20 protein-coding genes are annotated in these 20,625 nt (G+C 62.5%); 8 read left to right on the plus strand and 12 right to left on the minus strand.

The window, feature by feature from the left end; translation table 11 throughout:
- Positions 1 to 17: 17 nt before the first annotated feature.
- The 4 genes from ptsP to cysG form a co-directional block, all read right to left on the minus strand.
- Entirely contained in the window at positions 18 to 1,757 is a 1,740-nt protein-coding gene (ptsP, locus tag PQU95_RS12715) for a phosphoenolpyruvate--protein phosphotransferase (protein WP_272752371.1), read from the minus strand.
- 34 nt (positions 1,758 to 1,791) lie between these two features.
- Positions 1,792 to 2,061 carry an HPr family phosphocarrier protein gene (locus PQU95_RS12720; protein WP_017508632.1) on the minus strand — a complete coding sequence of 90 codons (270 nt, stop codon included), beginning with the start codon at positions 2,059 to 2,061 and terminating at the stop codon, positions 1,792 to 1,794.
- Complete coding sequence (locus PQU95_RS12725) at positions 2,042 to 2,455, minus strand: PTS sugar transporter subunit IIA (protein WP_272752372.1); 414 nt, start codon at positions 2,453 to 2,455, stop codon at positions 2,042 to 2,044. Before PQU95_RS12725 ends, PQU95_RS12720 begins: the two co-directional genes overlap by 20 nt.
- Positions 2,456 to 2,533: 78 nt before the next feature.
- The gene (gene cysG / locus PQU95_RS12730) at positions 2,534 to 3,928 is read right to left on the minus strand and encodes a siroheme synthase CysG (protein WP_272752373.1); all 1,395 of its coding nucleotides are present in this window, start codon (positions 3,926 to 3,928) and stop codon (positions 2,534 to 2,536) included.
- A 191-nt stretch (positions 3,929 to 4,119) separates the two neighbouring features.
- Here cysG and PQU95_RS12735 point away from each other — a divergent pair, with 191 nt between their 5' ends.
- Complete coding sequence (locus tag PQU95_RS12735; protein ID WP_272752374.1) at positions 4,120 to 5,781, plus strand: sensor domain-containing diguanylate cyclase; 1,662 nt, start codon at positions 4,120 to 4,122, stop codon at positions 5,779 to 5,781.
- Here PQU95_RS12735 and PQU95_RS12740 read toward each other — a convergent pair.
- The 3 genes from PQU95_RS12740 to polA form a co-directional block, all read right to left on the minus strand.
- The gene (locus PQU95_RS12740; RefSeq protein WP_272752375.1) at positions 5,769 to 6,911 is read right to left on the minus strand and encodes a GGDEF domain-containing protein; all 1,143 of its coding nucleotides are present in this window, start codon (positions 6,909 to 6,911) and stop codon (positions 5,769 to 5,771) included. The two genes, PQU95_RS12735 and PQU95_RS12740, sit on opposite strands and share 13 nt — an antisense overlap.
- A gap of 29 nt (positions 6,912 to 6,940) precedes the next feature.
- Positions 6,941 to 7,501 (minus strand): GNAT family N-acetyltransferase, encoded by a 561-nt coding sequence (locus PQU95_RS12745; protein ID WP_272752376.1) that lies wholly within the window; start codon positions 7,499 to 7,501, stop codon positions 6,941 to 6,943.
- A gap of 163 nt (positions 7,502 to 7,664) precedes the next feature.
- On the minus strand, positions 7,665 to 10,469 hold the full coding sequence (gene polA, locus PQU95_RS12750; protein WP_272752377.1) for a DNA polymerase I: 2,805 nt from the start codon (positions 10,467 to 10,469) through the stop codon (positions 7,665 to 7,667).
- Positions 10,470 to 10,488: 19 nt separating this feature from the next.
- On the opposite strand from polA, the gene PQU95_RS12755 reads away from it, so the two are divergent.
- From PQU95_RS12755 to PQU95_RS12785, 7 genes are all read left to right on the plus strand, one after another.
- Complete coding sequence (locus tag PQU95_RS12755; protein ID WP_272752378.1) at positions 10,489 to 11,217, plus strand: LOG family protein; 729 nt, start codon at positions 10,489 to 10,491, stop codon at positions 11,215 to 11,217.
- Between the two features lie 63 nt (positions 11,218 to 11,280).
- On the plus strand, positions 11,281 to 11,586 hold the full coding sequence (locus PQU95_RS12760; RefSeq protein WP_272752379.1) for a DUF2782 domain-containing protein: 306 nt from the start codon (positions 11,281 to 11,283) through the stop codon (positions 11,584 to 11,586).
- A 9-nt stretch (positions 11,587 to 11,595) separates the two neighbouring features.
- A complete protein-coding gene (thrB, locus tag PQU95_RS12765) occupies positions 11,596 to 12,534 on the plus strand; it encodes a homoserine kinase (RefSeq protein WP_272752380.1) in 939 nt (312 codons plus the stop codon).
- 116 nt (positions 12,535 to 12,650) lie between these two features.
- Complete coding sequence (locus PQU95_RS12770) at positions 12,651 to 13,217, plus strand: outer membrane beta-barrel protein (RefSeq protein ID WP_272752381.1); 567 nt, start codon at positions 12,651 to 12,653, stop codon at positions 13,215 to 13,217.
- Between the two features lie 84 nt (positions 13,218 to 13,301).
- Positions 13,302 to 14,003, plus strand: a complete 702-nt coding sequence (locus PQU95_RS12775; protein WP_272752382.1) for a response regulator — start codon at positions 13,302 to 13,304, stop codon at positions 14,001 to 14,003.
- Positions 14,000 to 15,328 carry an ATP-binding protein gene (locus PQU95_RS12780; RefSeq protein WP_272752383.1) on the plus strand — a complete coding sequence of 443 codons (1,329 nt, stop codon included), beginning with the start codon at positions 14,000 to 14,002 and terminating at the stop codon, positions 15,326 to 15,328. Before PQU95_RS12775 ends, PQU95_RS12780 begins: the two co-directional genes overlap by 4 nt.
- A 166-nt stretch (positions 15,329 to 15,494) precedes the next feature.
- Positions 15,495 to 16,085, plus strand: coding sequence for a porin family protein (locus PQU95_RS12785; protein ID WP_272752384.1), 591 nt, complete (start codon positions 15,495 to 15,497; stop codon positions 16,083 to 16,085).
- Between the two features lie 166 nt (positions 16,086 to 16,251).
- On the opposite strand, the gene PQU95_RS12790 is transcribed toward PQU95_RS12785, so the two are convergent.
- From PQU95_RS12790 to PQU95_RS12810, 5 genes are all read right to left on the minus strand, one after another.
- The gene (locus PQU95_RS12790; protein WP_272752385.1) at positions 16,252 to 17,448 is read right to left on the minus strand and encodes an EAL domain-containing response regulator; all 1,197 of its coding nucleotides are present in this window, start codon (positions 17,446 to 17,448) and stop codon (positions 16,252 to 16,254) included.
- A 110-nt stretch (positions 17,449 to 17,558) separates the two neighbouring features.
- The gene (locus tag PQU95_RS12795) at positions 17,559 to 18,647 is read right to left on the minus strand and encodes a protein-glutamate methylesterase/protein-glutamine glutaminase (protein WP_272752386.1); all 1,089 of its coding nucleotides are present in this window, start codon (positions 18,645 to 18,647) and stop codon (positions 17,559 to 17,561) included.
- Positions 18,644 to 19,183: a chemotaxis protein CheD gene (locus PQU95_RS12800; protein WP_272752387.1), complete on the minus strand. Its 540-nt coding sequence runs from the start codon at positions 19,181 to 19,183 to the stop codon at positions 18,644 to 18,646. Before PQU95_RS12800 ends, PQU95_RS12795 begins: the two co-directional genes overlap by 4 nt.
- Positions 19,180 to 19,980 (minus strand): CheR family methyltransferase, encoded by an 801-nt coding sequence (locus PQU95_RS12805; protein ID WP_272752388.1) that lies wholly within the window; start codon positions 19,978 to 19,980, stop codon positions 19,180 to 19,182. The genes PQU95_RS12800 and PQU95_RS12805 overlap by 4 nt, the downstream gene beginning before the upstream one ends.
- A gap of 84 nt (positions 19,981 to 20,064) precedes the next feature.
- Positions 20,065 to 20,622 (minus strand): chemotaxis protein CheW, encoded by a 558-nt coding sequence (locus tag PQU95_RS12810; protein ID WP_272752389.1) that lies wholly within the window; start codon positions 20,620 to 20,622, stop codon positions 20,065 to 20,067.
- Positions 20,623 to 20,625: the final 3 nt, after the last annotated feature.

The following is a 20,625-nucleotide window of genomic DNA, read 5'->3' on the forward strand; positions in this document are numbered from 1 at the left end:
AAAAGAAAAAAGCCGGATCAGGCATCCGGCCCGGCATTCAGTTGTGTCAACAAGTCGGCGATTCTATCAGGGTCTTCACTGCGCAGGATACGCGCAACCTGCGGCGCCAGTATGTCGAGGTGGCTGTTGAGCACATTCTGCTTCACCGCCAGCAGGTTGGCCGGGTGCATGGAGAAGCGGCGCAGCCCCATGCCCAGCAGCAAACGGGTCAGGCGCTCGTCACCTGCCATCTCGCCGCATACCGACACCTGCACGCCGGCTTTGGTGGCCGTCTTGATGGTATGGGAAATCAGCTTCAGTACCGCCGGGTGAACCGGGTCGTACAGATGGCTCACCGAGTCATCATTACGGTCTACCGCCAGCGTGTACTGGATCAGGTCGTTGGTGCCGATGGACAGGAAGTCCACGTATTTGACAAAGCTGCCCACTACCAGCGCAGCAGAGGGGATTTCGATCATCGCCCCGACTTCCACCTTGTCGGCGAAAGGGATGTTCTCTTCGCGCAGCTCTTTCTTGGCGTACTCCAGCTGCGCCAGCGCCTGTTTCAGCTCCCCCAGGCCATTGATCATGGGGAACAGGATACGGATCTTGCCGTACACGGTAGCGCGCAGCAGCGCACGCAGCTGGGCACGGAACATCAGTGGCTCGGCCAGGCACAGTCGCACGCCAGTCAGGCCCAGCGCCGGGTTTTCCGCAGCGCCGTGGTTGAGCCAGCGCGGGTTCTTGTCGGCGCCCAAGTCCATGGTACGCACCGTAACCGGGGCGCCATTCGTAGCCTCGGCCACCTCGCGGTAGGCGGCAAACTGCTCGTCTTCCGACGGCAGGCTGTCGCGCCCCAGAAACAGGAATTCGCTGCGGAACAGCCCTACGCCCACCGCGCCGGATTCCAGCACGTTGGCCGCATCCTGCGGCAGCTCGATATTGGCCAGCAGCTCGATAGGCGTGCCGTCCTGGGTCAGGGCGTCGGTCTTGCGGATGCTGGACAGCTTGCGTCGTGCTTCTATCCAGTTGCGCTGGCGGCGTCGGTATTCGGCCAGTACCGTTTCTTCGGGGTTGATGATCAGCACGCCTTGCTGGCCATCCACCACAATCAGTTCGTCCTCGCGGATCAGCTCGCGCGCGTGGTGCAGCGCAATCACCGATGGCAGGTCCAGGCTGCGGCCCAGAATGGCCGTGTGGCTGGTGGCGCCGCCCACATCGGTCACAAACGCGGCAACGCTGGAATCCTTGAAATACACCATATCGGCCGGCGACAGGTCGTGCGCCACCAGAATGGCGTCTTCGTCCATGTCCTCGACAAACTGCAAGTCGGTGCTGTGGCCGGCCAGGTTCTTGAAGATGCGCTCCACCACCTGCAGCACGTCGTGCTTGCGCTCGCGCAGGTAGTCTTCCTCGATGGCGTCAAACTGCTCCACCAGGGTATCGCACTGCAGCTTCAGCGCCCATTCGGCGTTGCAGCGCTGGCTGTCGATCAGGTCGCGCGGGTCGCGCGAGATGGTCACGTCGGACAGCAGCATGATGTGCAGGGACAAAAATGCCCCCAGCTCGGCCGGGGCATTTTCGGGGATGCTGCCCCACAGCAGCTCCAGCTGCTTGCGTGTATCGCGCACGGCGCTATCGAAACGCTGCTGTTCCGCGGCGATCTCGCTGTCTTCCAGCACCAGATGCACCACGTCGTCCATGCTTTGCGATAGCAAATGTGCCCTGCCGATAGCCACACCGCCACCGATCGGTACACCGTGCAACACGATACTCATGCTTGCTCCCCTGCCTGTTTATTATCGCGGGCGTTTATTCCGCCTCGTCGAAGCGGTTGTTGATCAGTTCGACCAACGCCGCCATTGCCTGCTCTTCGTCTTCCCCATTGGTTTCCAGCTCGACCGTGGCGCCTTTGGCCGCAGCCAGCATCATCACACCCATGATGCTTTTACCGTTGACACGGCGGCCGTTGCGGGCAATCCATACCTCGGCCTTGAAGCGGCTGGATATCTGGGTAAATTTGCTCGAAGCACGGGCGTGCAGGCCCAGTTTATTGATGATTTCAATCTGTTGTTTTTGCATGTTTCCCCTCCGGAAGCATATAGAAGACCCCTTCCAGGCCCCCGGTAATGGCCTTGCTGACCACGATTTCCAGTGGCTGGCTGCTATAACTCAGCGCGCGCACCAGCATGGGCAGGTTCACCCCTGCCACGGCCTCTACCCGGCCGGCCTGTACCAGGCGGCCGGTAATGTTGGCCGGCGTGCCGCCTACCATATCGGTAAGTACCACTACGCCGTCCCCTTGTTCCAGCTGTGCAATCAGGCCTTGGGCCTCCAGACGCTTGGCTTCGGGGTCGTCGTGTTTTTCCACGCCCATGATCGCCAGATTGTCCGGCACCCGGCCCAGCACGTGGCGGGCACAGTCAGCCAGGCTCAAGCCCAGATTGCCATGCGAAATTAGTAGTACACCAACCATATTCTTCACCCCGGCGCATGCCGGCTATTGCCAACGCGTCACACACTACCCTACAGGCAGCCCCTGGAGGCTGTGCCCTCAGGCACCTTCTGCCGAGCTGCGATACCAGCCCAGCTGCGGTGCCAGCGACACCACCTCACCCACGATGATCAATGCAGGTGAGCTGATACTATTCGCACGAATCAAGGCAGGCAAGGTTTCCAGTGTCCCCAGCACGGTTCTTTGCCGGGGTGTCGTAGCCTGCTCTACTACAGCAGCAGGCGTATCGCGGGCTTTTCCATGACTGATGAATGCCTGGCAAAGTTCCTCAGCCATGGCCAGCCCCATGTACACCACCACGGTTTGTCCACTACGCGTTAACGCTGGCCAGTCTAACGAAATGCTGCCGTCTTTTTTATGACCTGTGACAAAGGTCACCGACTGGGCATGATCGCGGTGCGTCAGCGGGATGCCGGCATACGCCGCCGCGCCACTGGCCGAGGTAATACCGGGCACCACTTCGAACGGTATCTGCTTGGCCGCCAACAGGGCAATTTCCTCGCCACCGCGCCCAAAGGTAAACGGGTCCCCTCCTTTGAGGCGCAATACGCGCTTGCCTTCCTGCGCCAGCCGCAGCAGCAGTGCGTTGATCTCTTCTTGCGGCAAGGTGTGGTTGGCGCGCTGTTTGCCGACAAACATGCGCTCCGCGTCACGGCGTACCAGCGCCAGCAGCTCGGGGGCCACCAGGTTGTCGTACAGCACCACATCGGCCTGCTGCATCAGGCGCAGCGCGCGGAAGGTCAGCAAATCGGGGTTGCCGGGGCCGGCGCCCACCAGGTAAACCGCGCCGGCAGGCGCCGTATCCGCTGCGGCCAACCTGCGCTGCATATCGTCGCGTGCCGCGGCCTCGTCGCCATTCATTACCTGCTCGGCCAGCGGGCCTTCCAGCACCGCCTCCCAGAACGCACGGCGCTCTTCTACATTACCGAAACGGGCTTTCACCTGATCGCGAAAGCCGGCAGCAAAGCGGGCCAGCCGGCCAAAACCGGCCGGAATCATGCTTTCCAGCCGTGCACGCACCAGGCGCGCCAGCACCGGCACGCCACCGCCGGTAGAGACCGCGATCACCAGCGGGGAACGGTCCACAATGGCCGGCGTGATGTAGCTGGACAGCTCTGGGTCATCCACCACGTTTACCGGGATATTGCGGGCCTGTGCCGTGTCTGACACCACACGGTTTACCGCCCGTACGTCAGTTGCGGCCACCACCAGTTTGTAATCGCCGATATGCGCCGGCTCGAAGTTGGCCGCAAGATGCACCAGCTCGCCACGCGCCGCCATCTGCATCAGCTCCGGTGCCAGCTCGGGGGAAACCACGGTCAGCCGGGCTCCAGCCGATAGCAACAGCCGGGCTTTGCGCAGGCCGACCTCCCCCCCGCCTACCAGCAAGCAGGGCTCGCCCTGCAAGCGCATGAAAATCGGAAAATACTCCACATAGCCTCCTGCCAGAATGCGCCCGAGCATAACCCGCAGCGTGACGCTTGGCGACCGCTACGCGACAGACAAACCCTGCCTGGCCATGAAAAAGGCATGATGCGGCACACAATTCATGACATACCGCCTTTTATCGCTACAATCCAGAGTAAGCACGGTTGTCCCGTGCGCGCCCAGCCATGGAGAACAATGTGCCGGCCACTGCCACACTGGAACATGCCCTCGGTGCCCTGCCGGGTGGCTACTTGCTGCTGGATGAAAAGCAGCGGGTCCGTTTTGCCAGCACGCGCTTTTACCAGCTTCTGCACTGCGCCCCACTGCAGTACGGCCAAGCGCTGCCCGCCGGCCTGCTACCAGACGAGCTGCAGCCGGCCTTGCGGGCAGGGCATGCGCACGCCAGCCAGCAGCTTTATGCCGGCCGGCTGCTGGACTGGCTAGTGACCCCCTTGCCGGATGGCACCATGCTGAGCATCCGCGAAGACCGGCAGAGCTTTCGCAACCTGATTGAAAACTCGCCCGACATCATCAGCCGCTACAGCCCGCAGCTAGTCTGCCTGTACGCCAATAGCGCCCTGGCACGCTACTCCCCCATCCCCCCTGCGCTGCACGTGGGCCTGGGTATAGAAGAGCGCGGCCTGCCTGCGCACGTGTGCGATGCGTTTCGCCACGCCAGCAGCCAGGTGCTGGCCAGTGGCAAACCCCTGGTATTTGAAAACCAGCTGAACCACCAGGACAAGCACTACGTGTTTGAATCGCGGCTGTTCCCAGAAACCGACGAGCACGGCCAGATACAATCGCTGCTGTGCATTGACCGCGACATCAGCGAAGAGCACGCCATGCGGCTATGGCAGGCCGACGAAAACCGCCTGCTGGAAATGATTGCCAACGACCGCCCCATGAAAGAAGTCATGGTGTGGACCTGCCATATGATCGAGTCGCAGATCGAAGGCTCGATGTGCTCCATCATGTTACTGGACGACGAAGGCCTGCACCTGCGCGTAACAGCCGGCCCCAGCCTGCCTGACGAATACAAGGCGCAAATTGACGGTGTGGCCATTGGCGCCAGCGTCGGCTCTTGCGGCACAGCGGCCTTTACCGGTGAAACCGTGATCGTGACGGACATACAGCAGCACCCGTACTGGGCCGACTTCGCTGCGCTAGCCGAGCTGCACAAGTTGCGCAGCTGCTGGTCCTATCCCATCAAGTCACACGATGGCCGCGTACTGGGCACCTTTGCCATCTACTTTGCCCACCCTTGTGCACCGGACAGCCATAGCGAATACATCACCCTGCGTACCACGCACCTGATGGCCATTGCCATCCAGCAAGAGCGGCGCGCCAGCCAGTTATTCCAGCTGGCCACACAAGACTCGCTGACCGGGCTGTACAACCGTCGCCACTTCATGACCTTGGCAGAAGAAGCATGCGATAGCACCCTGCTGCTGTCCAAGCCGCTATGTATGCTGATGTTTGACCTGGACCACTTCAAGCAAGTGAACGACCGCTACGGCCATGCCGCTGGCGACGAGGCACTGCGCTCCTTTGCCCGCATCCTGCAAGACAGCCTGCGCGTGCAAGATCTGGTATGCCGCATGGGCGGCGAAGAGTTTGCCGCCCTGCTGACCGACACCAGTGCAGAAGCGGCCCTGAGCGCAGCACAGCGCATCTGCCGCCTGGTGGCACAAACCCCCGTGCTAAGCCATGGCCAGAGCATTGCGCTGACAGTCAGTATCGGGCTGGCCAGCTGCGTACCCGGCCAGGCGCTAGGCGACATGATGCGCCAGGCCGACAAGGCACTCTACGAAGCCAAGAACGCCGGGCGCAACCGCGTCCATGTCGCTCAATACCCCTGATGGTTCGGCTCAGCCGCCACGGCAATACAGTTGCGGCCGGCCCGCTTGGCCTGATAAAGCAAATCATCCGCCTGGTGTAGCAGCTTGTCCGGGTTGACTTCGGCATTGTCCCAACACACCAGCCCGGCAGAAAACGTGCAATGCAGCACCCCCTCCCCGGCTGGTATGGCCAGCGCGGCAAACTGCTCGCGCAAGCTATCGAGCTTGCGCTGCGCATCGGCCAGGCTGGCACCGGGCAGCAACAGGCAGAACTCCTCGCCACCGTAGCGCGCAAACACATCCTGCTCGCGCAGCGACTGGCAAAAGAAGCGTACCAGCTGGCGCAATACTTCATCCCCCGCAGCATGGCCGTAGCGATCGTTGACCTGTTTGAAATGATCCACATCCAGCATGGCAATGGCGACGTGCCGGAACGGCGGCACACTCTGTCGTAGCTGCAGCATGGTCTCGTCCAGGCCACGACGGTTCAAGGCGCCGGTCAGGCTGTCTTGCAGGGTTTCGCGTACCAGGTGCTGGGTGCGCCGCCGCAGGATCACCATCAAAAAGCCAAAGCTGCCGTAGATGGTGGCGGTGGAGGCAAACAGGTACAACAGTGGCTCTACCAGGTCCAGCAGGGCCTGGTCTTGCCCACCCGGCAAGCCTAGCGCCAGGCGGGCCACAAACGCCACCGTACCCAGGCCGTACAGCGTAGTCAGGATGGGGTAACCCTGGCGGATGGCCCGTTCTATCTGCCAGTGTAGCCAGGACAAACGGCCATACACCAAGGCCAGCACCGCCGCGTTCCAGCTATCGGCCCACGCCTGCGGCAGCCACGGGGTATTAAGCAGCCCCGTCAGCAACAGCAACAGCACGCCTGGCAGATAGTGTGCCCGTTGTTGCTGCAGACGCGACAACACCAGCGCAAGCTGCTGGTAACCGCCCAGTAGCAAGCCCATGCTGAGCACGCTCAGCCAGCGCCAGTGCACGATCGGCTGCGCCTCCAGCACCAGGCCGCAAGCGATGCACAGACAGCCTTGCAGCCAGATACGCCGCTCGCGCAGCAGCTCGGTCTGGCCTGCGGCAAAGCGCCAGCTACTCCAGCCCACCAGAATAATGGTGAGGGCGATGGGCAGAATATGGATATCGAACATGCCTGTCTCCGTGCGGCAATGTTACCTTGTTATAGCGCAGCCCCGACGGGTGCTGCGGCCAACCTCGGCGCACCGGGCGCCCGGCAGGCCAAGTGCCACATGTCGTGCCATTGCCCGTGCAGGCAGAACGACTGCTCGCTATGGCCATACTGGGCAAAGCCGTTGCGCAGCAATACGGCCCGCGAGGCCGGATTATGCTGGCCCACGTGCGCCTCCAGCCGCCACAAACCCAGCACATCGAAAGCGTACTGCTGCAATCGGGCCACGGCGGCCGACGCCCAGCCGCGCCCGCAGGCGTATTCGGCCAGGCGGTAACCCAAGGTGGCGCGGTTGAAGTACGGTCGCTCGACGGCGGTAAGGTTGATGCGGCCAACGATGGCATTTTGATGCAGGATCAGGAAAGCATAACCGTGATCGCTGGCCGCGCCTTGCTGCAAGGCCAGGATGCTGTCGGCTACCGCGTCCGGCTGGTAGAACGCCGGGGCACGGGCGTTGATCCAGCGTTCGAAGAAGGCACGGTTGGCCAGCTCGAACGCCAGCAGTTCGTCCACGTCATCCAGCGTGGGCTGGCGTAGCTGTAGATCGGGCATGCAAATTCCTTAAACATGTCGCGACAGCGCCAAAGACGCCGCCGCAAGACAAAGAAAAACCCTGGCTGCCGGGCAAGCCAGGGTGCGGTAGATCGGTAGCAAGGCCGCCCGCCGGGCGGCCTTGCACGCTGGCCTGCGGCCAACCTTGTGCACGGGCGCGGGCTTAGTGCGCCGCCTCCCAGCTGTCGCCCACGCCCACTTCGGCCAGCAGCGGCACCTTCAGCGCCGCCACGCCGGCCATCAGCTGCGGCAGGCGGGTACGCACCAGGTCCAGCTCGTCCTGCGCCACTTCCAGCACCAGTTCATCGTGTACCTGCATGATCAGGCGGCTACGCAGGCTGTCCTGCAGCAACCAGCCCTGCACCGCAATCATCGCCAGCTTGATCAGGTCGGCCGCGGTGCCTTGCATCGGCGCGTTGATGGCGGCGCGTTCGGCACCGGCACGACGCGCCTGGTTGCCGGCACGGATGTCAGGCAGGTACAGGCGGCGGCCGAACACGGTTTCCACGTAGCCCTGCTCGGCGGCCTGCTCGCGGGTACGCTGCATGTAGTCGGCCACGCCGGGGTACTTGCGGAAATAGCTGTCGATATACAGCTGCGCCGCGTCATTGGTGATGCCCAGCTGCGAGGCCAGGCCGTATTTGCCCATGCCGTAGATCAGGCCAAAGTTGATGGCCTTGGCAGCGCGGCGCTGCTCGCTGCTGACCTCGGCCAGCGGCGTGGCGAACACCTCGGCGGCGGTGGCCTTGTGGATGTCTTCGCCGCTGGCAAAAGCCGCCAGCATGCCTTCGTCGGCAGACAGGTGCGCCATGATGCGCAGCTCGATCTGCGAGTAGTCGGCGCTGACAATCACGAACCCCGGCTCGGCGATGAAGGCCTCGCGCACGCGGCGGCCCTCGGCGGTACGCACCGGGATGTTCTGCAGATTGGGCTCGCTGCTGGCCAGGCGGCCAGTAATGGCCACCGCCTGTGCATAAGTGGTGTGCACACGGCCGGTCTGTGGATTAATCAGCGTCGGCAGCTTGTCGGTGTAGGTGGACTTCAGCTTGGCCAGGCCGCGGTACTGCAGAATCAGCTTGGGCAGCGGGTGGTCCAGCGCCAGTTTTTCCAGCACTTCCTCGTCGGTAGAGAAACCGCCCGACGGCGTCTTGCGCACACCCTTGGTGGGGATACCCAGCTTGCCGAACAGGATTTCCTGCAGCTGCTTGGGAGAATTCAGGTTGAACGGCTGGCCGGCCTGCTCGTAAGCCTGCTGTTCCAGCTGTAGCATCTCGCTGCCCAGCTGGTGGCTTTGTGCGGCCAACTTGTCGCGATCGATCAGCACGCCGGTGCGCTCCATGGCAAACAGCACCTCGGCCACCGGCAGCTCCATATCGCGGTACACGCTACCCAGCGCACCATCGAGCTGCGGCGCAAAGTGCTGCGCCAGGCGCAAGGTGATGTCGGCATCTTCGGCGGCGTAGTTGGCCGCAACGTCCACCGCCACTTCGACAAAGCCGATCTGCTTGGCGCCCTTGCCGCAGATTTCCTCGTAGGTAACGGTGGTTTCACCCAGGTGGCGCCGCGCCAGGTCGTCCATGCCGTGGCGTTCGTGGCTTTCGATCACATAAGACGCCAGCAGCGTATCGTCCACCACGCCGCGCAAGGTAATGCCGTGGTTGGCCAGCACGTGGCGGTCGTACTTCAGGTTTTGCCCCAGCTTGGGCCGGCTGGCGTCTTCCAGCCACGGCTTCAGTTGCGCCAGCACCGCATCGAAATCCAGTTGTTCCGGCGCATCAGGGCCGCAGTGCGCCAGCGGCAGGTAGGCGGCTTCGCCGGCCTGCACGGCAAAGCTGAGGCCGACAATACGCGCCTGCATCGGGTCCAGGCTAGTGGTTTCGGTGTCTACCGACACCACCCCGGCCGTGGCCAGCTTGTGCAGCCAGGCGTCCAGCTGGGCTTGCGTGAGAATGGTCTCGTAGCGGCGTTCCACCGCCGGCGGCGGCGCCAGTTGCGGTTCGATGCCGGCGGCCAATGCAGACACGGTGTCCAGATCGTCGCCAAACAGGCTGCCGCTCACGTGTAGCGGTGCCTGCGCCGGCACCGGCTTGGCCGCCACCGCACCACCCAGCTTGTCGTTCACTTCGCGCAGGAAGGTACGGAAGCCGCACTGTGCAAACAGTACCGCCAGCTGCGCGTACTGCTTGCTGCCGTGGCGCAGGCTGTCCATGCCCTGCGGCAGCTCGTGGTACAGCTCCACGTCGCACTTGATGGTGATCAGCTCGCGCCCGCGCGGCAGCCAGTCCAGCACCGCGCGCAGGTTTTCGCCCACCTTGCCGCCCACGTTGGCCGCATTGTCGATGACCGCGGCCAGCGAGCCGTACTGCTCCAGCCATTTCACCGCCGTTTTCGGGCCGCACTTGTCCACACCCGGCACGTTGTCCACCTTGTCGCCGATCAGCGTCAGGTAATCGATGATCAGGCTCGGCGGCACACCGAATTTTTCTTTTACACCGGCTTCGTCCAGGTTTTCGTTGGTCATGGTGTTCACCAGGCTGACCGCCGGGCTCACTAGCTGCGCCATGTCCTTGTCGCCGGTGGAGATGATCACCTGCAAGCCGGCCGCCTCGGCCTGGCGCGCCAGCGTGCCGATCACGTCGTCGGCCTCCACGCCCTCTACCATCAGCAGCGGCCAGCCGCTGGCGCGCACCACCTCGTGCACGGTCTCGATCTGCGCGGCCAGCTCAGCCGGCATCGATGGCCGGTTGGCTTTGTATTCGGGGTACAGCGCGTCGCGGAAAGTCTTGCCCTTGGCGTCGAATATGCAGGCGCTATAATCGAATTGGACTTCCTTTTCCAAACGGGCCAGCATGTTCACCATGCCGTAGATGGCACCGGTGGGCTCCCCCTGCGGCGAACGCAAGTCGGGCATCGCGTGAAAAGCGCGATACAAATAAGAAGAGCCATCGATCAATAACAGGGTTTTCATAATCAAAAAGGGCTAAGGTATGGGCTTGCACGATAAATTACCGCAAACAAGCGACCGTTACGCGATGATGCAACGCTTCCGGGCGCGCGAAGCGTGGCACGTGATGAAGATTTTGTCGGAATTCGTCGAATCCGCCGAAGAGCTGCAAACCATTACACCCGCAGTGAGCATCTTTGGCAGCGCACGAATCCCGCGTGACCACCCGTATTATAAGCTCACCGAAGACATCGCCCGCCTGCTTTCCGACGCAGGCTTCTCGGTGATCTCCGGCGGCGGCCCCGGCATCATGGAAGCGGCCAACAAGGGCGCCTTTTATGGCAAGAGCCCGTCTGTGGGCCTGAACATCGTACTACCGCACGAACAGCGCCCCAACGAATACCAGGACCTCAGCCTGAAATTCGACCACTTCTTCAGCCGCAAAGTCATGTTCGTCAAACATGCGCTGGCCTATGTGGTAATGCCCGGCGGCTTCGGCACGCTGGACGAGATGTTCGAGGCGCTGACACTGATCCAGACCGGCAAGAGCCGCAAGATGCCCATCATCCTGTGTGGCAGCGCCTTCTGGGGCGGGCTGCTGGACTGGGTGCGCGAGCGCCTGGCCGGCGAAGGCATGATCAACCCGGCCGACCTGGACCTGCTGCAGCTGATCGACGACCCGCAAGAAATCGTGGAAACCATTTTCCGTTTTTATGAAACCCGCGGCTTCGAAACACTGCCGGAAGAGCGCGAACAGCTGCTAAACCTGTAGAATTGGCCGGACAGAGGGGGCAACAGCCCCCCGCCACCAAGCCCAGGACCAAGGAAACCCCTCATGCAGCGCCTTTTGCTGGCTACCCTCATGGCAGCCTCGCTCGCGGCTTACGCCGACACGCCCCCCGCCAACGTCCCGCCGCCGCCGGCCACGCTCAGCGGCCCCCAGCCGGAAGTCCGCGTTTACCAGAACGGCCCGGACACGGTGGAAGAGTACCGGATGAACGGCAAGGTCTATATGGTGAAAGTCACCCCGCAGGGTGCACCGGCCTACTTCATGATGGATGAAGACGGCAAAGGCGTGATGCAGCGTGTTTCCCCCTCCCAGCAGCAGGTTACCCCGCGCTGGGTACTGATGACGTTCTAGGAGGCCGCCATGTCCGTGTACACCTCGGTTTCCAACGATGACATGCAAGCCTGGCTGCAGCGCTACGCGCTGGGCGAGCTGGTAGAACTCAAAGGCATCGCCGCCGGCATCACCAATACCAATTACTTTGTGACCACCACGCACGGCCGCTACGTGCTGACGCTGTTCGAGGTACTGCAGCTGGCAGAGCTGCCCTACTTCCTCAAGCTCAAAAGCCACCTGTCGCGCCACGGCGTAGCCTGCCCGGCCCCCATTGCCGACCACAACGACCAGTTTGCCTCGCTGCTATCAGGCAAACCTGCCTGCCTGGTGAGCTGCCTGCACGGTAGCGATGTCAGCGCCCCCAATGCGGCACAGTGCCGCGCAGTAGGTGAAATGCTGGCTCAAATGCACTTGGCTGGCGCAACCTTCCCGCTGCGCATGGACAACCCGCGCGGCCCGGCCTGGTGGGCACATACTGCCAGCACGCTCTACGACGCCATGCCGGCTGCCGACGCCGCCATGCTGCGCGACGAGATCGCCTTTCAGGCCAGCCACCGCTTCGACTTTCTGCCACACGGCGTCATTCACGCCGACTTGTTCAAAGACAACGTGCTGATGGATGGCGACCGCATTGCCGGCTTTATCGACTTCTACTACGCCTGCAACGACATCCTGTTGTACGACATTGCCATTGCCGTGAACGACTGGGCCCGCCTGCCCGATGGCAGCATCGACGATACGCTGGCTAGCGCCTTGCTAGCCGGCTACCAGACCGTGCGCCCGCTCAGCACCAGCGAAGCCGATGCCTGGCCGGTAATGCTGCGCGCAGGGGCACTACGCTTCTGGGTATCGCGCTTGCTGGACTTCTACCAGCCTGCCAGTGGCGAGCTGACCTTTACCAAAGACCCAGGGGTTTTCCAGCAGCTGTTGGCCGCACATCGCCAGCGCAACAGTTTCTGGCTTTAATTTCATAGGGTATCTATCGAAACAAGCAGCTGCAAACAAGCATACATAAGTCATATTGCGACTGAAACCGCTTGCTACTAACATGCAGCACTCCCCCCAACGCTTGGAGCATCAACATGAAAAAGAACCTGCTATTGCTGGCTCTGCTGGCACCGCTGGCGGCCTACGCGGTTGACAGCAGCAAAGACGAATACATTGGCGGCAACCTGTCGCTAAGCCGCCACAGCGTGACCATGCCTGGCTACACCACCACCAAGACCGACAACAATAGCAACGGCTACGGCCTGCGTGCCGGCTTCTACAGCCACGACCAGCTGTCGTGGGAGCTGGACTACCAGAACTACGGCAAAAGCGAGCGCACCCTCAGCAACGGCAGCAAAGTGGAATCCGAGCTGTCCAGCGTAGGCATCAGCGCCATTGGCCACCTGCCGCTAAACGAGAAACTGGGTCTGTACGGCCGCGCCGGCATGGCGCGCGTAGAAAGCAAAACCACCGGTGCCAACAGCTTCAAAGCGCGCAAAACCGTACCGGTGATCGGCATTGGCGTAGAATCCCAGATTCAGCCCGATCTGCGTGCTTTCGTAGAAGTCGCCCAGACCGGCAAGGTAAAATCCAGCACCGGCGGCCAGGAAGATACCCACTCCGGCACCCGCCTGAGCGGTGGCATCACCTATCATTACTGATAGCGGCATGCCTGACACAACAGCCCGCCTGGCGGGCTGTTTTGCATTTATCGCGCCCGACCACCCACTGACACGAGACCCCGTATGCCCCCACGCCTGTTACTAGTAGAAGATGACCAACGCCTGGCCGACCTGGTACGCGTCTATCTGGGCAAACACGGTTACGAGGTACTGCACCATGGCCGGGGCGATACCGCAGCCGAACAGATCCTGGCGGAAAACCCGGACCTGGTCATACTGGACGTGATGCTACCGGGCAAGGACGGCTTTGAAGTCTGCCGCGATATCCGCCCGCGCTACCATGGCCGCATCCTGATGATGACCGCACGCGACGAGGAAATCGACGAGATCCTGGGCCTGGAGCTCGGTGCCGACGACTACCTCACCAAGCCGGTAGAGCCGCGCCGTCTGCTGGCGCGCATCCGCGCCCTGCTACGCCGTAGCGAAGGCGAAAGCAGCCAGGCCAGCGAAGAGGGCCGCATCGTGTTTGGCCAGTTCACCATCAGCCAGGCCACCCGCGAAGCCGCACTGGGTAGCGACACGCTGGAGCTCACCACCGCCGAATTCGACCTGCTGTGGCTGCTGGCCAGCCACGCCGGTGAAATCCTGTCGCGCGACGACATCATGAATGCGCTGCGCGGCATCGGCTTTGACGGGCTGGACCGTTCCATCGACGCCCGCATCTCGCGCCTGCGCAAAAAGCTGGGTGACAACCCCGACACACCAACGCGCATCAAGACCGTGCGCGGCAAAGGCTACCTGTTCTCGCGGAGCGATTGGGAGTGAAACCGCCCGCCACGTTGGCCGCATTGTTTGCCCGTTATTTCGTGCAAACCATGGTGGTACAGTTCATCCTGCTGCTGGGCTTTGTCGCCCTGCTGATCTTCCTGACCTCCGGTGCCGACCGCGACCGCATAGAGCAGCAAATGGATGGCACCGTGCGCATGATCCAGCGCCAGCTGCTGGCACAGCCCCCCGCCCGCCGCCCGGCCGAGCTAACCACCATCAACGAGCTGTTCGCCTACCCCATCAAACTGCTGCCCGCCATACCCGCCGGCCTGGGCGACGATGCACGCGCCAGGCTAGCCAGCGGCCAGAGCTGGCTGGATTACGGTAACGAACTGCTGTACGCCCCCTTGCCCGGCACGCGCCAGGTACTGCAGCTAGGCCCGCTCAACCAGGAGGCCGAGCCGCATAACTTCCTGCAGACCGAATGGGGCTTGTTCCTGTTATGGTTCGGTTTCTTTGGCGTACCCATGGGCGTATTGGTCTACCTGAACCTGCGCCCGCACTGGCAGTCGCTCACCGCCCTGCGCCGCACCGCCAACCAGCTGGCCGAGGGCGACCTGTCCGCCCGCGCCGCCACGCTGAAAAGCCCCTTGTTCGCCCCCTTGGGCAGCGTCATCAACGATATGGCCACCGCGCTGGAACGCCAGGTAGAAACCCGCCAGGCACTGGCGCACGCCGTGGCACACGAGCTGCGCACCCCGGTGGCACGCCTGCGCTTTGGCCTGTCCATGCTGGACGAGGCAGAAGACGATGACGAACGCCAGCAATACCGCGAAGGCATGGAGCGCGACCTCACCGAGCTGGACGAGCTGCTGAACATCAGCCTCAGCTACGCCAAGCTGGACCGTGGCGAAGTGGCACTGCAGTACGAAACCGTGGACCTGAACGAATGGTTCGACGACCTCATCGACCTGATGCAGCCGCTACGCCCCGACCCGCTACAACTCAGCCTGGACTGTCAGCCCGGCAGCGCCACCTTCGACCGCAAACTGATGTACGTGGCCACGCGCAACCTGCTGCTGAATGCCTTCAAGTACGCCAGCAGCCGGGTACACATGACCGTCAGCCTGGGCAGCGGCCAACTGTACATTGCCGTGGAAGACGACGGCCCGGGTATTCCCGCCGCAGAGCGCGAGCGCATTTTCGAGCCTTTCCAGCGCCTGGACCGCTCGCGCGACCGCGCCACCGGCGGCCACGGCCTGGGGCTGTCGTTTGTCCGCCTGATCGCCCTGCACCACGGCGGCCACGCCCACGCCGGCGTCGCCAGCCTGGGCGGTGCCCGCATGGCCATTACCCTGCCGCAGCACCCGGCGGCCAACTAGCCGCGCCCTCTACCCTGGGCCGCCCGCCATGGGTGGCCCTGTCACACAGCGTCACACAACGGCATGTTGGCCGTACATTCCCCGCACGCAAGCGACATAGTGTTAACACGCCCCGCTGGGCACAATGGCTCCATCGACATCGCAGATGACCCAACAGGAGCCTCACATGAAAAAGCTGATTATTGCCACCCTCTTCGCCGCTGCCGGCACCACCGCATTCGCAGCCGATACCGGCACCTATGCATTCGGCAACCTGGGTGTGTCCGCCAACCAGTGGACCCTGAAAGACGGCTCCGCCGCCAAAGCCGGCGTGAGCGACAAGAAAGTCAAGAATGACGATGCCACTTCCGGCATGTTTGAAGTGGGTGTAGGCCAGCGCGTAAACGACAACTTCGCCGTAGAAGGCAGCTATCTGAGCCACGGTGATGCCACCGAGCTCAAAGGTGCAGGCAAGCTGGACTACGACGCCTTTCGTGTCGCTGCACTTGGCATTATCCCTGTAAACGACCAATTCGAAGTGTACGGCAAGGTATCGGCCAACCACATCCGCAGCAAATTCACCAGCAGCACCACCGCGCTGCAGGGTAGCAAGGACAGCACCTTCGGCATGGGCCTGGGTGTGGGTGCCAACTACAAGCTGAACAAACAGGTGAGCCTGCGTGCCGAGTACGACGGCATCGGCAACATCAAGCATAAAGAGATCACTGACACCGCCCCGGTTGGCGCGCTGAAAGTGGGTATGACTTACCGCTTCTAAGCCCGACGGCGGCCTGATACAAGGCAACAGGCCGCCTGCATGACCCGTTTTACCCCGTTTCTCCTCGTGTGTATTCCCTGCCCGCCTCGCGGTGGGCATCTCCTTAGTGAGTGCTAGTGCGTTGCTTGGCCCGTCCCCTGGACGGGCATTTTTTTTGCGGCCAACTTCAGGCCGGTGCGCCCTCTGGCTGGCGGCGCTGGCGTATCCACGACTCGAACTGCGCCGGCGGCAACGGTTTGGCGTACAAATAGCCCTGCCCCAGCACGCAGCCACGATTATTCAGGCATAGCTGGTCGCCCTCGGTTTCTATGCCCTCGGCCACCGTGGTCAGGTTCATGCGTTTGGCCAGCTCGATCACGCTATGCACCACGTTTTCCAGGTGCGACTTATGGCTGATGGACTGCACCAGCGACTGGTCGATCTTCAGCTCGGTAAACGGAAAACGCACCAGTTGCTGCATGGTGGCAAAGCCGGTGCCGAAATCGTCTATCGACAAGCCAAAGCCTGCCAGGCGCAGGCGCGCAGCCACGCCCATGGCCTCGGCCAAGTTGTCGGCAACAGCGGTCTCGGTAATCTCGAAAATGATATAGCGCGGCGGCACTTTGCTCTGCGCCACCTGCTGCTCGATGCGCCCCACCAGCTCGCCACTATCCATGGACAGCGCCGACAGGTTGATGGACATGGGCAGGCGCAAGCCGCGCCGCGCCCACTGCTGCCACTGCGCCAGGCCTTGTTGCAGCATCAGCAGCGTCAGCTCGGTGCTCCAGCCGCAATGCTCGATTACCGGGATAAAGCGCGATGGCATCACCACATCGTCACCTTGCGGCCAACGTGCCAGCAGTTCGGCGCCTTTCAATAGCTGGCCATGCAAGGTCACCTTGGGCTGGTAGTAAGGCACGATCTCGCCATGGTCCAGCGCCAGACGGATATCGCTATCGGCACACAAAGGCTGGCTCTGCCCGCTGCTGGCACCCTGCTGGTACGCACGGCTTACCAGGTCACCCAGCTCGGCCAGGCTAATGGGCTTTTGCAAGGTACCCAGCACCGGCAAGCCCAGCTCGCGGCCCATCAGTTCTACCGTGGCGATCAGCATCGGGTCTTTGGCCGAGGCCACCACCACCGGCGTGACCAGGCCTTCGCGCGCCATGCGCTGCAGTACCTGCACGCCATCCACCTTGGGCATTTCCAGGTCGAGCAACAGCAAAGAGGGCAGACGCTCGCGCATGGCTTGCAGCGCTTCTTCACCGTTACGGGCAGTACGCACCTCGCTGATACGCATCTTGCGGCACAGCTCCGCCAGCAGCAAAAGCTGCGACGGGCTGTCATCCACGATCAGGACATCTTGCAATGTAAACTTGGGCATGGGCCGCCATCCTGCTAATGGAGTCATACACGGTGGCGCCTGGCCTCAAGCGCCATATCTATACCTGAATATTAAACACCGTTTATTAAAATTCAAGGATATAGCACGGGTTAGTGTTTACTAATGGCCCCCGGTAGTGCCTCCAGCGACAGCACATCGCGCGCCGCGCCCAGCTTGATGGCTTCTTTGGGCATGCCGAATACCACGCAGCTTTGTTCGTCCTGGGCAATGGTATGGGCACCGGTATCGTGCAGCTCTTTCAGCCCCTTGGCACCGTCGTCGCCCATGCCGGTCATGATCACGCCCAGCGCATTGCGCCCGGCAAACTTGGCGGCCGAGCGGAACAGCACGTCCACCGACGGTTTGTGCCGGCTTACCGGCGGGCCATCGACAATGTCCACGTGATAAAACGCCCCGCTGCGCTTGATCATCATGTGCTTGCCACCTGGTGCAATCAGCGCGCGGCCGGGAATGATACGGTCACCATTGGCCGCTTCTTTTACCTCGATCACCGACAGCCGGTTCAGCCGCTCGGCAAACGACGAGGTAAAACGCTCCGGCATGTGCTGCACAATGGCGATGCCCGGGCAGCCACGCGGCAGGCGGGTCAGAATATGCTCCAGCGCCTGCGTGCCGCCGGTAGAGGTGCCGATCACCACGATGCGCTCGGTGGTGCTGAACATCTCGCGCCCGGTCGGCGCGTCCAGCACGGCGTCGGCAGACAGCTTGCTTGGGGTCGCCAGCAATGGCTTGCCACTGGCAGGCGCACTGGCAGCTGGCGCGACCCGCACATTGCCCATGCGCGCAGAGGCGGCGGCTTTCACCGCCTGTACCAGCGCGTTACCGTTGGCCTCCAGAAACGCTTTTACCCCGCCGGTAGGCTTGGCAATCACTTCTACCGCCCCGGCTGCCAGCGCGTTCATGGCCATGTCCGAGCCTTTTTGCGTCAGCGACGAGCAAATCACCACCGGGGTTGGCCGCGTGCTCATCAGCTGCTTGAGGAAGGTAATCCCATCCATGCGCGGCATTTCCACGTCCAGCACGATCACATCCGGCCAGCGTGCCTTCATTTTTTCCATGGCCATGATGGGGTCGTGCGCCACGTCCGCCACCTCGATGCCCGAAGCCTGGGTAAAGACTGCGCTCAATACCTGGCGCACCACAGCGGAGTCATCTACCAGCATTACCTTGATTGTCATGTTGAAGCCCTTTTTCTATGGCTGGCGCGATGGCCGACCGGCGCATCACGCTCACTGCTCTGCCGCACCCACACATCGCCGCAGGCCACGTCAAACAACACCAGCCGTGCGCCGCTACCGCCAAAGTCCTCGGCCTGCACGTTCAGCCCCAGCTGGGTAGCCAGCAGCCTGGCCATCACGATGTTTTCACCGGGCACATCGGTGACCTTGGCGTCGCGCTCGCTCGCCGACAGCACCGACGCACCGCCGATCAGTTTTACCTGGAATTCGCGCAGCGGCCGCCCGCTACGCAGTGCCTCGCGTACCAGCAGCAGCATGGCCTCGTCAGCGTAGCGGCCGCTGAAGGTGTCGCTGATTTCACCGTTTTTGCGTTGCGACAGCAGGTAGTGGCACATGCCGCCCAGCTTTAGCCGCGGGTGCCACAGGGTGATGGACACACACGACCCCAGCAGGGTCTTGATCAGCGTTTCCTCGCCGCCGAAATACCACTCGCCGGGCTTCAGGAACACTTCGGTACGCTGGTGGGATTCACTCATGACAGCTTCCGGTAAATACCCGGCGCCACCAGCTGGATGGGCAGCGGCAGCCCGTGCAGGCTTTCGGAATGGCTCACCAGCAAAAAACCGCCTACCGACAAGCGGCCCAGCACGCGCTGCACCACTTGCAGCTTGGTGGCCGCGTCAAAGTAGATCAGCACATTGCGCAGGAAAATCACATGGTAGGGCCCGATAGTAGGCAGGTCCTTGTCCAGGTTGATCAGCTGGAAGTTCACCTTGCGCCGCAGCTCCTTGCACACCATGAAGGTGCCGGCGTGCTGGCGTACCCCTTTCAGGCAGAAGCGGCGCAGGTAGTCCGGCGGCATGCCTTCGCAGCGCTGCAGCGCGTAGTGGCCCTTTTCCGCGCGCGCCAGCACGCCCTGGCTGATATCGCTGCCCATCAGCGTCCAGTCGCCATCCAGCCCGCGGATATCGGCCAGCAGCATGGCAATGCTCCACACCTCCTCGCCGCTGGACGAGGCCGCGCTCCAGATGCGCAGCGTACCGGCTACCGGGTGCTGGCGCAGCTGTGCCTCCAGCCAGTGAAAGTGTTTGGGTTCACGAAAGAAAAACGTTTCGTGCGTGGTCAGCAGGTCGATGGCTGCCTCGCGCTCGGTGAGCTCGGCCGGGTCCTGCAGCATGCGGAAATACGCCTCGAAGGTAGCCACATTGCGTGCGGCCAACCTGCGGGTAAGGCGCTGGTGCACCAGGGTTTTCTTGCCGATGGGGAAATGCACCCCGGTCTGGGCCTTCATCCACACGGCAAAACGTGAAAACGTCGCATCGGATAACTGCATGCTCCCCTCCTTGCGGCCTGCCGGCAGGGCCGGTAGCCAGTGCGCTGTATGGCCCGCCCCGGCCACAGCCCGGGGCGGGCGCTTTTATACTTCGGCTTCGCGCAGGTCGGCTACCTCGCCACCATTCATGGCAGACAAGGTGGCCATTTCTTCTACCGACAAGACTTTTTCCACGTCCAGCAGCACCACAAAACGGTTGTCCACCCTGGCCATGCCCGAGATGAAATCCACGCGGATACGGCTGCCAAACTGCGGCGGTGGCTCGATGTCAGCCGCGCGTATCGCCAGCACCTCGTGCACCGCATCCACCAGAATGCCGATGTACTGCTGCATCTCCTCGTTGGCTACCTCGATAATCACCACGCAGGTACGGCGCGACACGCCGGTTTCGTGACGGCCAAAGCGCACCGCCAGGTCGATCACCGGTACCACGGCGCCGCGCAGGTTCATCACGCCGCGGATAAACGCCGGCATCAGCGGCACCTGGGTCAGCGTGGTGTATTCCAGAATCTCCTTGATCGACAAGATACCGATGGCGTAGGTCTCGCCGCTAAGCTGAAAAGTCAGGTATTGCAGGACGTCCTCGTGGACCTCCTCTACCAGGGCGGCTTCCCGCCCCCGGCGTATGGTGAGTGCACCCATGGT

The organism is Vogesella aquatica, assembly GCF_028548455.1.
In the GTDB taxonomy this organism is placed as follows: Bacteria; Pseudomonadota; Gammaproteobacteria; order Burkholderiales; family Chromobacteriaceae; genus Vogesella; species Vogesella aquatica.